The 13,488-nt window shown below is 40.2% G+C and carries 8 protein-coding genes; 2 read left to right on the top strand and 6 right to left on the bottom strand.

The genetic code is table 11. The annotated features are described in order from the left end of the window. The first annotated feature begins 47 nt into the window (after positions 1-47). Complete coding sequence (locus ABJE44_RS03065; protein WP_348109902.1) at positions 48-356, top strand: hypothetical protein; 309 nt, start codon at positions 48-50, stop codon at positions 354-356. Beyond that, entirely contained in the window at positions 356-919 is a 564-nt protein-coding gene (locus ABJE44_RS03060; protein ID WP_348109901.1) for a lysophospholipid acyltransferase family protein, read from the top strand. The genes ABJE44_RS03065 and ABJE44_RS03060 overlap by 1 nt, the downstream gene beginning before the upstream one ends. Before the next feature lie 63 nt (positions 920-982). Here ABJE44_RS03060 and ABJE44_RS03055 read toward each other — a convergent pair whose 3' ends face one another. From ABJE44_RS03055 to cysG, 6 genes are all read right to left on the bottom strand, one after another. Continuing rightward, complete coding sequence (locus tag ABJE44_RS03055) at positions 983-4,174, bottom strand: efflux RND transporter permease subunit (RefSeq protein WP_348109900.1); 3,192 nt, start codon at positions 4,172-4,174, stop codon at positions 983-985. Positions 4,175-4,184: 10 nt separating this feature from the next. After that, on the bottom strand, positions 4,185-5,333 hold the full coding sequence (locus tag ABJE44_RS03050; protein ID WP_348109899.1) for an efflux RND transporter periplasmic adaptor subunit: 1,149 nt from the start codon (positions 5,331-5,333) through the stop codon (positions 4,185-4,187). A 179-nt stretch (positions 5,334-5,512) separates the two neighbouring features. Beyond that, positions 5,513-6,730, bottom strand: a complete 1,218-nt coding sequence (locus tag ABJE44_RS03045; RefSeq protein ID WP_348109898.1) for an Nramp family divalent metal transporter — start codon at positions 6,728-6,730, stop codon at positions 5,513-5,515. 15 nt (positions 6,731-6,745) lie between these two features. Beyond that, a complete protein-coding gene (locus tag ABJE44_RS03040; protein WP_348109897.1) occupies positions 6,746-10,375 on the bottom strand; it encodes a hydantoinase B/oxoprolinase family protein in 3,630 nt (1,209 codons plus the stop codon). Between the two features lie 51 nt (positions 10,376-10,426). Next, entirely contained in the window at positions 10,427-11,620 is a 1,194-nt protein-coding gene (locus ABJE44_RS03035; RefSeq protein WP_348109896.1) for a diguanylate cyclase, read from the bottom strand. A 409-nt stretch (positions 11,621-12,029) separates the two neighbouring features. Beyond that, entirely contained in the window at positions 12,030-13,412 is a 1,383-nt protein-coding gene (gene cysG, locus ABJE44_RS03030) for a siroheme synthase CysG (RefSeq protein ID WP_348109895.1), read from the bottom strand. Positions 13,413-13,488 lie beyond the last annotated feature (76 nt).

Genomic DNA, 13,488 nt, shown 5'->3' with positions numbered 1-13,488 from the left:
TTTAGTTTGTCACAAATCGGTCATATAGCATTGGTAGAGTTGCCAACATGAAAAGTGCATCAATCGATCCTGAGTTTCTATCTTATTTACGAGATCCTCCACGTCTTACTTACTCACAAGCAGACGATGGTTGGGTTAGACGTAAGCTTGTTTCCTCTTTAGAAGCCCTTATGGGACGTAAAGAAATTGAAGCCGTTTATAAACGCTTGAAAGACGACGATTTTAACATTGAATCGTTTTTCGGTGATGCTTTGAGTGAAATGAAATTTTCCGCTGATTTTGATGAGCAGCAGCTTAAGGCCATTCCTAAAACTGGCCCATTGATGTTTTTGTTGCAAATCATCCTTTTGGGGTAGTGGATGGCCTCATTTTATGTGATCTCGCGGCTAAGGTTAGAGGTGATTTACGGATCATGCTTAACTCTCAGTTGTTTCAAGATAAAGATTTAGCGCCGTATTTTTTACCTATCGATTTTTCTAATACTAAGTCAGCAATTCGCACTAATATTCGCTCTAAACAACTTGCCCTCGAACATCTATCACAAGACTTACCGGTGCTAATTTTTCCATCAGGAATAGTAAGTACTGCAACTCGCTTTGGATTTGGTGAAGTCAAAGATGGACCTTGGACTACCTTTGCAGCGAAAATTATTAAAGAAGCACAGGCCACAGTTGTGCCGTGTTTTTTTCATGGCAGAAACAGTCGTAAATTTCATGTGGCATCCCATATTGCGGAGCCTTTGCGTATGGCGCTACTCATGCACGAAGCGTTAAAACGGCGCGACCAGAAAGTTCGAGTAGAAATTGGCTCACCTATGTCATGGCAGCAGTTAAGCAAGCAGGGTGATCGTAAACGGCTTACTGAATATTTATATGGGCAAGTACAGGCTTTATCTGAACTTAGTATTCATAACAATTAAATCGATTTAAGATTAAATAAAAAGCGCCGAACTCGGCGCTTTTTATTGAGTATAAGCTTATGTTTATGAATTAAGGGGAGCGGATTGTTCAGCTTTTACTATTTTTCTATCTTTACCGCTAAGCTTGCGGCCTATCCAACTGAAACCATTTTTGATGTCTACCAAAATCATATACAAACAGGGTACTAATACTAAGGTAACTGCTGTTGCGTATAACACTGCAAAACCTAGGGAAATAGCCATAGGTACCACAAATTTTGCCTGTGAGCTGGTCTCAAACATTATAGGTAAAACACCAGCGAAGGTCGTAATAGAGGTGAGAGTAATTGCTCGAAACCGTGCACAACCCGCTTCTGTTACCGCATCTTTTATGGCATAGCCTTGTTTGCTCCTTTTGTTGACGAAGTCTGTCATAACTAAGCTATCGTTAATGACAACGCCCGAAGCTGCAATAATGCCAAATAGAGACATAAGGCTTAAGTCGACCCCAAAGAAATAGTGACCCCATACAGCACCTGTCAGGCTAAAGGGGATCACAGACATAATTATCAATGGCTGCCCATAACTTTTTAAAGGGATTGCTAACAGTATATAAATCATTAGCAAACCAGCAATGAAGAATGTCATCTGCTGACTTTCTTGGGCTTGTTGTTCTTCTATGCTACCGCCTAATTCAGATTTAACTCCGGGGTAATTAGACTTTAGCTGTGGTAATAGTTGCTCTTCTACTTCGGCTATTACTTCATTTGGTTCAACTAGCTCTTCATCGATAGAGCCGTATATATAAACCGTTCTGTAACCACTTTCTCGGCGAATATAGTTAATGCCGGACGTTTCGCTAAGTGTTGCGACATCGCCTAACATCACTTCGCGTCCTTTTGGTGTAGTAATGACTGTATATTTTAGATCTGCGAATCGCTCTCTAGTGAGCAAAGGATAACGCACCATTACTCTGACTTCTTCGTCTCCTCTGATAACTCTTTGGGCTTCACCACCAAAAAAGCTCGCTCCAACCTGAGTTGCTACGCTCGCAAGACTCAAACCTAGGTCATAGCCTACTGGCAGTAAATCAATTTGAATTTCTTTAGTTGCAGGATCTATACTAGAACTAATGTCGAATAGGCCCTTTTGCTGTTGCAACATTGCAATAAACTCTAGACCTGCAGCATTTAGTACTTCTATATCTGCACCAAATAACATGTATCCGAATTCACCGTTGTTGTTGCCACCACCAAGAATATCGTCTTGGATAGAGATTGATTTTAACCCGGGGATGACAGGCATCGCCTCACGCCATCTTCTTGCTAATTCAAACGCATTAAAATGGCGTTCATCCTCAGCTACCAGTGCAATGATCATACGTCCTTTAGTGCGCTCTTGATTAAATACCATAATGTCTCTAATCATAGGACTGCCGTAGTCATCCTTGATATTAGAATCTACTGCCAGCAGTGTTGACTCTATGGTTTGTAAGGCCTCGATGGTAGTTAAATCCGAAACGTTCTCATTCATTTCAATGCTGATAGATGGAAAGTCATGGGGGACTTTAGGAGAGGGCACGACTCTAACGTAATCACCTTGAATCAACCCTATCGTCAATAACAATATTGCAAAGAACATTGAAAATGCAAGCCAGCGCCATTGAATACACAGCCTTATAAATGTTTGATATGGTCCGTTTACAAATCCGAAAAAGCGTTTGTTAAATTTATCACGCCAGCTGTGCTCTTTTATGGGGGTAAATTTCATGTGGGCTAAATGTGCCGGCAGGATCCACTTAGATTCAATTAAACTAAATATTAGGCACAAAATAACTACTGTAGAGATGTTTATAAAAAACGCACTTTCTGGGCCGGATGAAAATAAGGAAGGTGCAAAAATTGCGATTGTTGTTAGTACTCCAAAGGTGGCGGGTGTTGCAACACGCTTCGCGCCGCGCACTACACTTTCTACTCCCCCGCCTTTTTTTTCTATTTCGGAGTAAGCGCTTTCTCCTATGACTATGGCGTCATCAACAACTATCCCAAGTACCATGATAAAGGCAAACAGTGACATTATATTAATGGTAATACCAAATACGGGCATCATCATCATGGCACCTAAAAAGCATATGGGTAAGCCAACCATGACCCAAAATGCCAGCCTAAATCGTAAAAATATTGTTAGCATCAATGCCACTAATATGGAGCCTTGAAGTAGGTTTTTGAGCATCATGTCCAGGCGAGCATTCAAATAATATGTAAAATCAACCAGTGTTTTTATCTCAATCCCTTGAGGTAAGGTTTTATTTCGCTCTTCTATATATGCTTTGACCGACTTTGCTACAGCAACAGTGTTTTGATCTTTTGTTGCTTTTACTGATAAGTAAATACCATTTTGCCCTGAGTACTTAAAGTACCGCTCACCTTCAACAAAGCCGTCTTTGATGTCAGCTACGTCTTCAAGTAATACCTTTGCACCATTAGCACCAATTTTTACTGGAATACTTCTAAATTCATGACCATCGTATAGTTGGTTTTCAACGCGAACGGCTATGATGCCTGAGTCAGTCCGGAGTTGGCCGGCTGAAATATTCGCCGAGTAGCCTCTGATAGCTTGAGAAACATTGTCAATCGTTAGGTTGTATTTGCGTAAAGTTTGGGGGTTAATTTCTATTGCAATTTCGTCGTCTGGCGATTCTAGCTCCACTAAAGATACGTTATTTAGTTGTAATAGTTCGTCTTCAATTTGTTTGGCTACTGGTTTTAATTCTTTAATAGGTATGTCGCCTACTAATGCCATTTCTACTACGTCTTGTTTAAATTCAATTTGGGATATATTGGGAGGCTCCATTTCTCCCGGAAAAGTGGCTATGCTGTCGACCCTAGCTTTTACCTTGTCTAATACTTCTGTGAGCTCTTTATCTTTATGAATCTCTAATGTTATTTGACCATTGCCTCTGAGTGCACGAGATGTGGCCTTTTTAATTTCAGTAATATCTTTTATAGCTTCTTCAATTTTAATGAGAATACTTTGTTCTATTTCTTGGGGCGAGGCGCCACGATATACTGCACTTATGTTGATATAGTTAATTTCAATGTTTGGAAACATTTGTTTTTGAATGGTGAAATAACTAAATAGACCCATGACAATGATAAAAACCATCATGAGATTTGCAGCCACTGAATTATTAGCAAAGTAGGCTATTAAGCCTGTTTGTTTTGGCTCTGTCAGTGTTTGCGTTACTTCTGAATTATCTTGTTGATTTGAAGACATGACTCAACCCTTATAATGATTGCTGTGCAGCGAGTTCTTTTTTAGGCTCAGCAATTTTGACTTTCATACCCTTTTGCGGATATTCAGGTAACGTCATCACTAATTTGTCTTTATTTTTCAAACCTTGACCAATAAGTAAATACTCGCCTTCTTCTCGAACGACTTCTACTTTTTTAGGTTGCATTTGCTGCTCTTCATCAAGCACCCAAATGATACGGTTGTTTACTAAATTTTGAGGTAATTTGTATACTTGGCTAAGTGTTTTACCTGCAAAATTAACTTCTACATAACTACCAAACTTTAAAGGAGGCTCAGATGATTTTAAGCTATATGGGTCTTCTACTCTAATCACTAGTTGGCTCATTCTAGTTTGTTGGTCAATTATGCCTAAATCCCTATCAAGTAAGCCTTCACGAGTAATACTCGAATGCCCTTTGGTACTTACCCATGCTTTTTTATGGGCTAAATTTGAGGGTAAAAATTCTCGGTCAAAACCTGCGATTGGAAAAGATATTTCCGCAGTTTCAATGTTATAAAGTTCTCCTACTTGAGCCCCTTGATTGACATATTGACCACTGCCTAAAGTGCGCGTGATGACTAAGGCATCATATGGCGCTTTAATTTCGCAGTTATCTAAGTCTCGCTGGGCAATTTTAAGTCGAGCTTTCGCAGATTTTACGGATGCTTCGGCGCTTAAAAGTTGTGGCTTTCTTAAATATAGATCGGAAACCTGGGTTCCTTTTGCCTCTTGTTTGGCAACATCTGCACGGGCTTGTTCTTCTATTAGGTTTGCTTCTGCGAGCGTTAAATCAGATTCTGCTTGTAATAATGCAGCCTCATAAGTGTCTTTTTCTATACTGAAAAGAACGCTGCCGCTTAATACTAAGCCACCTGGCACAAAGTTAGGATGCCAACTTATGACCTCACCTGAAACTTGAGCTGAAATCATTGTACTCTCAAGGGGGGTGACTTCACCATAGCTAGTGATCTTGACTTGATAATCTTCAGCAATGGCTGTTTCTATTTTAACGGTAGGGCGTGTATCAACAGGCTCCTTTTCTTCGTCATTGTCACCGGAAGCTCTGATGACTCCCATACCACCGTAACCGATTATGACTACTATTATGGGTAATATCCTTTTGAACCATTTGTTTCTCATTAAAAACAACCATTTTGCTTTTTATTATTAACTTATAATAACTTAGGATTGAATTTGAGGTAAGTTCGATTTGTAAAAATGTGTGAAGATTAGACGATTTATTGTTTAAATAATTTAAAAATAAAGCCTAGAGCATTTTTATTTTCGGTAAGAGTCTGACTTGGGTGTCAAATATGCCTTTACATTAGCCCAGTTGCTTTAAATATCATACGCGCACCCAAACACGCAGTAATAATTATAATCAACCCTCCTAAGGCGTTACCTAGCCATTTATTTACGTAACGGTTTAAAATTGCCTTTTGATTCATGGCATATAATAGAAATATGGCAATAACCGGCAGTAATAAACCATTAGCAAATTGTGCTGCTAAAATAATACTAATGGGCTTTATACCGGTAAGTGCCAAAATTGCGCCTACTGAGATAACACTTAGTACAATAAATCTAAACGTTTTTGAAGTAACCCCTCCTTTTATGCCTAAAATTTCAGTCATGGCATAAGCTGTTGCTAACGGTGCTGTAATTGAGCTGCTTAATCCAGCAGCAAATAGGCCGATTCCTAGCATAAACTTAGAGAATGAGCCGAACAAAGGCTCTAGTTGTACTGCCATATCGCCCACACCAGAAATTTGTAGACCGCTCCCAAAAATGCTCGCCGCAGCCGTGGAGGCAATTAAAATAGTAATAAGCCCGCCTAGGCCAATCGCTATTGAGGTATCTGTTCTGGCATTCTGTAAGTCGTCTATTGATGCCCATTTCGCTTTTACTGCTGATGCATGCAAAAACAAGTTGTATGGCACGATAGTCGTACCAATAAGCGCAATAACTGTGAGTAAACTGCCTTTTGGAATGCTCGGGGTAAACAGACCTTTTAATAATGAACTAATGTCTGCTTTAACTGCAAAAAATGTCGCTAAAAATGCTAAAGCCATGAGCGTGACCAGTATCAGCAGTATTTTTTCGATTTGCTTATAAGATCCTAGTAAAAATAAAGCTGCAGCTAAAAATGAGATGACACCTACGGAAATGTGATAGGTGTAAGGCGCATTGTTAGTTAGTGCGCCTAAGCCAAGTGCAGCTCCTGATAAATTACCCGCTTCGTAGGCTGCATTACCTAAATATAAAGCCACTATAATTAGTCCAAAAAGCGGCCATTTCCATTTAGATTGCCTAAAAATAGTCGCTAATATTTCACCTAAACCTTGTTGGGTGACTAGACCTAATCGAGCTGACATCTCCTGTAAAATGATGGTCGCAAAGGTCGCAAATAACAAAGCCCATAATAAGGTGTATCCGAAATTAGCACCTGCTAGGGTGCAGGCTGTGACTGTGCCTGGTCCTATAAAGGCTGCTGCAATTAATGCCCCAGGGCCAATATTTCGTATTCGTTTAAGCACTTAGCTTTATATCCATTAGTTTTTGCCGAAGCCTCCGCCTGTTGGCGATTGAATAGAAACCGAGTCTCCCGCTTCTACTGATACGTGGTCGCAGCCTTGTAATTTTTTATGTTTACCTTGGCTGGTAGTGATCCAGTTCCGTCCGACACGACCGGGTTTGCCACCCTTTAATCCAAACGGAGCAGTGATTCTGTGCCCTGATAAAATCGAGCATTGCATATTTTCTAAAAAGGTTATGGTTCGAGTGATACCATCACCGGCAGACCATTTTCCTTGTCCCCCTGAATGCCTATCTATTTTGAATTCTGCAAGTATTACTGGGTAACGTTGTTCTAATACTTCAGGGTCTGTCATTCGAGTGTTAGTCATATGTGTATGCACGGCCGCTACGCCATCAAAACCATTGCCCGCTGGGCTACCTGAACAAATGGTTTCGTAATATTGATAGGTTTGGTTACCAAAAGTGAGGTTATTCATAGTACCTTGGCTAGAACCTAATGCCCCAAGCGCAGCAAACAAAGCGTTAGTGACAGCTTGGCTCGTCTCTACGTTACCTGCTACCACTGCAGCGGGAAAATCCGGGTTGAGTATCGAGCCATCTGGCACAATTATATCTAGTGCTTTCATACAACCTGCGTTTAGGGGCACATCATCATTAACTAAACATCTAAATACATACATTACTGCAGCCTGGGTAATGGCTTTGGGCGCATTTAAATTGTCTGCTTGTTGTTTGCTAGTACCAGTAAAATCTATGGTTGCCTTTAAGTTATATTGGTCAACCTTAATGTTAACCTTGATGGTGCTGCCTGAGTCTAATGGGTAATTAAACTCTCCACCTTTAAGGGTGGATAAGACTCTTTTGACAGAGGCTTCTGCACTATCTTGAATATGTTGCATATAAGCATGAACTGTATCTAAACCGTGTTGAGCCACTAATTTGAGTAATTCATTTTCCCCCGTTTTATTAGCAGCAGCTTGAGCCATCAAGTCGGCCATATTCTGTTGAATGTTTCTGGCTGGATACTTTCCGGATGACAATATCTGATGCAGTTTTTGTGTTTGAAACTCTCCGCCTTCTACTAATTTAACGCTATCGAGCAGAATACCTTCTTCGTGAATGGTCGTTGCTAAAGAAGACATTGACCCCGGGGCTAGTCCGCCGATATCTTCGTGGTGGGCGCGGCTGGCTACATAAAACAAAACTTTGGCTTGCCGGGCATCAAATACCGGTGTGATAACCGTTACATCGGGTAAATGAGAGCCCCCGTTGTAAGGATTGTTTTGTACAAATACATCACCTGGATTGATACTTTGTGTGCCTTCTATAATGACCTTAACGCTTGCATCCATAGAGCCTAAATGTACTGGGACATGGGGCGCATTGGCGATGAGATTACCTAATGGGTCGAATAGGGCACACGAAAAATCTAAACGCTCTTTTACATTGACTGATTGAGAGGTATTGCGCAGTACAATTCCCATTTGTTGGGCAATACTCATAAAGGCGCTATTAAATAGTTCTAAAGTAACAGGGTCAGCGTGCTTATGTTTGCTATGGATGTCAGCGGGAATTGGGTGTGTGCTGGTAGTAGAGCGAGGGTCAAAATGTAATATTAGATGGCCATTTACATTCACCTCAGCACGCCAGTTATTTTCAACAATTATGGTACCTGTTGCTTCAATTATAATGGCTGGCCCTTGGATAATATGGCCGTAATGTAAGTTTGCAATATCATAAATATTAGCGGCTAGCCATTGGCCTTGGCTATATATTTGGCTACATCCTTTTACTATAGGCTTACTGTTTTTTACCAGTGTTTGTATTGCTTCTTGGGGTTTTTCGGCACCTCCAAACGATTCTACAATTAGGGTATCTACAACAATCGTTTTATCTTTGGCACTAAACCCGAATTGTCTTTGGTGTTGCTTAGTAAACTCCTGTTCCATCAAATCAAAGGTGTTTAATTGAATATTTAAACTGGTGTCAGTATTGGCATATTTTACTAAGGCTGAGGTTTTATGGTGGATTTGTGCTTCAGTTAACCCTTGCTTTATTAGATGTGTGATGTTCTTTTGCTTTAGTGTTTGCACCGCTTGCTCTATGGCTATTGCATCACCTGCTTGTATGGCTTGGTTCGCGACGCACTGGCGTTCGACTTTTACATCAGCCAGTCCCATTCCATACGCAGATAAAATACCAGACTGGCTATGTAAAAAGATGCTCTTCATGGATAACTTTTCGGCCACTAAGCAAGCGTGTTGTCCGCCAGCGCCACCAAAACAATTGAGTACGTAGTCTGTTAAGTCATATCCTCTGGCTATCGATATTTTTTTAATGGCTTGAGCCATATGTTCTATCGCAATAGCTAAAAAGCCTTCTGCTACATCTTCGGCACAACGACCATCATTAATTTCCTTGGCAATTTCAGAGAAGGCTAGTAAAGAAGCTTGTTTATCTAGTGCTTGGTTCTGCTCTGGACCAAATATATTTGGAAAATATTCAGGTTGGATTTTTCCTAGGCAAACATTGATATCAGTAACCGCTAATTTACCATGGCGACGGTAACAAATTGGGCCAGGGTTAGCTCCGGCGGATTCTGGACCCACTCGAAGACGGCCATCTTGATAAGTTAAGGTTGAGCCACCGCCAGCGGCTACCGTATGAATATGTAACATAGGAACACGCATGCGTATTCCTGCGACTTCTGTTTCGTAGGCTTTCTCAAATTCCCCAGCATAATGGGATACATCTGTTGATGTGCCACCCATATCAAAACCAATTATTTTATTAAACCCAGCTAGTTGAGCAGTGTGAACTGCGCCCACTATTCCCCCTGCTGGCCCAGATAAAATGGCATCTCTACCTCGAAATGATTCAGCTGAAGTTAAACCTCCAGAAGATTGCATAAAAAGTAATGGAGTGGGGGTTATTTGGTTTAGTCCTTTACTAATGTCACGAATGTAACCTAATAAAATAGGTGTAAGGTAGGCGTCAACAAGTGTGGTTTCTCCCCTGGATACTAATTTTTGTAATGGGCTGACATCGTGACTGGCTGAAATTTGAGTAAAACCAATATCTTTAGCTAACGCCATAAGCTGTTTTTCGTGTTGCTGATATTGATAGCCATGCATTAACACGATGGCAATACTTCTTAGGCCTTGTTCGAATGCTTGCGACAATAGTTGGCGACTTGCATTTCTATCTAACGGAGTGACAATTTTACCGTTATCCATAATTCGTTCTTCAATCTCAATAACTTGTGAATAGAGAATATCTGGCTTAACAATTTTAAGAGCGAAAGTATCAGGACGAGCTTGGTATCCAATCTCTAAGGCATCTTGAAAGCCTTTAGTAATTGCCAATAAAACAGGCTCACCTTTGCGTTCAAGTAAAGCGTTTGTGGCAACAGTAGTGCCCATTTTAATTTTGTCGATGAGGCCGTCAGGTACTGGATCTGACTGGGGTACCTCTAAAATTGATTTAATGCCAAATACAGCGGCGTCTTCATAAGCCTCGGGGTTCTCGGATAAAAACTTTTGGGTTTGTAATTCGCCAGCTGGGTTACGGGCAACAATATCAGTAAATGTACCGCCGCGGTCAATCCAGAACTGCCATTTTTTGTTTTGGGTATACATATGCATTAATTTTTTTAGCTTATATCGCTTTTGGTGACAAAGTGGAGACGTTGAATACTATCCATAAAAAACCTGATTTCTGCCGGCGTTTTTAGCTTGATACATACCCTCATCGGCTCGTTTTAGGATAGCGTCTGCGTTGGTATCACCTTTCTTATAACCGCTTACACCGGCACTTGCTGTAACTTCAATGATTAGGCCATTTAGTGTTAACGGGGTATTTTCAATGATTTCTCGTATCTTGTTGGCCAGAAATAAACAGTCTTCTTGCTTTGTTTGTGGTAACAAAATTACAAATTCTTCGCCACCAAATCTAGCTGCGCAGTCTGAAGCTCTAGTGTTACTTTTTAGGATGTTACTTACATGTTGAATTACTTTATCGCCCACATCATGGCCATAGGTGTCGTTGATTGATTTAAAATGATCTATATCGAAGCTTAAAACTCCCAACTCATATTGATGCCGTTTACTTAATGCCAGTGCTTTATCTATTAAAATGGAAAAAGAACGGCGATTGAGTAAACCAGTTAAATGGTCGTAATTCGCTTCCCTTTGTAGGTTGTCAGAGAAGGTTTTAACTTTATTAACCATAGGCCTAAATATAAAAAGGGCTTCGAGTAAAATGGTCAGTAATATAATAAATGACACGATTTGTTGGGCTAGCCTTAATTTATTTACTTTTTTGATACTTTCGTCTTCATATTTATGAACTAGGTAATCGAGACTTTCTAACAATGGCGTTTTTGCCATTTCAAAAAATTGTAAACTTACATCAGGTAGTTTGCCTTCAACTGTTCCTAGGTCTATATCCAGAGCTTGGTTAATGAGTTTTGTAAATTCAATTACTTGGGCATCTATATTATGTGGTGGAGAAAAATAAAGGTCCCGTATTTCATCTGAAATCAGGTATTGAGTGGTTAATAAGTCGTGGTTACTATTGAGTTTAATCAGTGCTTTTTGCGCTTCTTCCTTACTTTCTAAGTGGCTTGCAGCTAGATATTCCATTGTAAATAAACTGACTCGTTGTGAAAGCATACGCTGCTGGCCACTTATATTGACTATGGTGGCTGAGTCTTTTTGTTGGTGAATAATTTTATCTAGCATAAAGTGCACTAGTATGGATAACAGCGCGATAATCGATAAGGACACCACATAAGTGAGCGTCATAGATTTAGTAGGGTTAACTACTGGAATTGGAATACTCACATTGGGGCCTTTTTGCTCACGTTTATGATCTCTTGGCAGATTCAATAAGGTTTTTACCCTTATACCTGGCTGTTTTAGCGCCCTTGCTTTTTAATCTAGTTTTTAATGAAACGGCACTCGCTTGTGTTTGCAGCTGAGTTGTCTCAATTAGTTTCATTAAAATATTGGCTTTGTCCATTGCCCCCTTAGGTTAACCTAGTTATTTAGTTACAAAAACTTAAAATGTGTTTAAAGGTGTACTTTTTTTGGCTCAAACGAAAGTCGAAAGCCCATAAGTTTACAAAGGGGTTGCCAACCAAAAAATAGAAAAAGTGAGTTTTCACATAGTAATTAGTCGCGAATGGCCTCGTTTAGGAGGCTTGTTTTTATATTTTTCCGGGGGGCTTTTATTATCATTTGGAGTTACCTAAAAGTGTCTAGTGGCAACTCCGATAATGATAAGTTAGATAGAAATTTACGGTGTAAACCAGTTTAATTTCTCATGCAGACTAACGACCGAGCCCACAATAATTAAAGCGGGTGGTTGTATATTCGCTTTGATTGCTATTTCTTGAATAGTCTCGAACGTACCTGTAACCACTTTGTGTTGTTCTGTCGTCGCAGATTGCACCATAGCAATAGGCGTGTTAGCTGGCATTCCGTGTTTAACTAGTTGCTCACAAATTATCGGTAGTCCCGTTAAGCCCATATAAAATACTATAGTTTGATCCGGTTGCGCTAACCCTTGCCAATTTAGGTTTATGCTGTTGTCTCGCAAGTGGCCAGTAGCAAACACGACTGATTTAGCATGGTCTCTATGTGTAAGTGGTATACCGGCATAACTAGCCGCTCCATTAGCAGCGGTAATTCCAGGTACAACCTGAAAGCTCACACCGTGCTCTATTAAGGTTTCGAGTTCTTCACCACCTCGGCCGAATATAAAGGGGTCGCCTCCTTTGAGTCTAACTACTCGATTACCAGCCAATGCTTGTTTGGCTAATAGCTCATTAATTTCATCCTGAGGTACCGAATGTTTGCTTTTGGCTTTACCCACATAAATTTTTTCTGCGTCGCGCCTAACTAGCTCTAATACTTCAGGCGATACCAGCCTGTCGTAAACTACAACATCCGCTTTCTGCATTAAACGTAGAGCCCTAAATGTCAGTAAATCAGGGTCTCCTGGCCCAGCTCCTACTAAATACACTTCACCTTGAGTTTGGCTTGCGTCATCACTATTTAATTTTTCTAAAAATTTCTGTTCTGCGATTTGGTTATTACCCTGCATGACATTTTCGGCAATATCACCATCTAGTACGTCTTCCCAAAAATAACGACGTTCAGTAACTGTTTTTAGCTTTTGTTTTACTAACTCTCGAAACTTTTCTGAAAATTGGCCTAACAAACTAATTTTTTGTGGAATTAATGATTCGAGCTTTTGCCGCATGTAACGCAATAAAACCGGAGCTACACCGCCACTACTCATGGCGATGATAATAGGAGAGCGGTCAACGATAGATGGCGTTATGAATTGACACAGTGGGGTGTTATCTACCACGTTAACAAGAATTTTTAGGGCTCGAGCTTCATCATGAATGCCTTTGTTTATTTGGCTATCGTCAGTAGCAACAAATACCATTTGTTTGTCGTTAAGATCATCAGATTCAAAAATACGTTCGATTAAATGGACTCTTCCCTCTGTTGCATATCGTTTCACTGTGTCACATACCCATGGAGCAACTACTGTAATTTTTGCTGAAGTTTTAAGTAACAACTCAATTTTACGAGCGGCTACTTCACCAGCGCCTACGACCAAACAGGTTAAATCTTGGGTATCTAAAAAGATGGGGAAATATTTCATATCTGAGCACTCGTGACATTCTGCCGATTAGTTTGCCTTGAATACCTTCAAGAGCAAACCAATTTAATTGGAATTA

It is taken from the genome of Paraglaciecola sp., assembly GCF_039942875.1.
GTDB lineage: Bacteria > Pseudomonadota > Gammaproteobacteria > Enterobacterales > Alteromonadaceae > Paraglaciecola.
Note: the sequence above shows the minus strand (reverse complement) of the source record. Positions and strands in the feature narration are given on the sequence as shown.

Excerpts from the sequence above, each read along its gene's own strand:
- ABJE44_RS03065 (WP_348109902.1), top strand. The coding sequence starts at position 48 with ATGAAAAGTGCATCAATCGATCCTGAGTTTCTATCTTATTTACGAGAT.
- ABJE44_RS03055 (WP_348109900.1), bottom strand. The coding sequence starts at position 4,174 with ATGTCTTCAAATCAACAAGATAATTCAGAAGTAACGCAAACACTGACA.
- ABJE44_RS03050 (WP_348109899.1), bottom strand. The coding sequence starts at position 5,333 with ATGAGAAACAAATGGTTCAAAAGGATATTACCCATAATAGTAGTCATA.
- ABJE44_RS03040 (WP_348109897.1), bottom strand. The coding sequence starts at position 10,375 with ATGCATATGTATACCCAAAACAAAAAATGGCAGTTCTGGATTGACCGC.
- cysG (WP_348109895.1), bottom strand. The coding sequence starts at position 13,412 with ATGAAATATTTCCCCATCTTTTTAGATACCCAAGATTTAACCTGTTTG.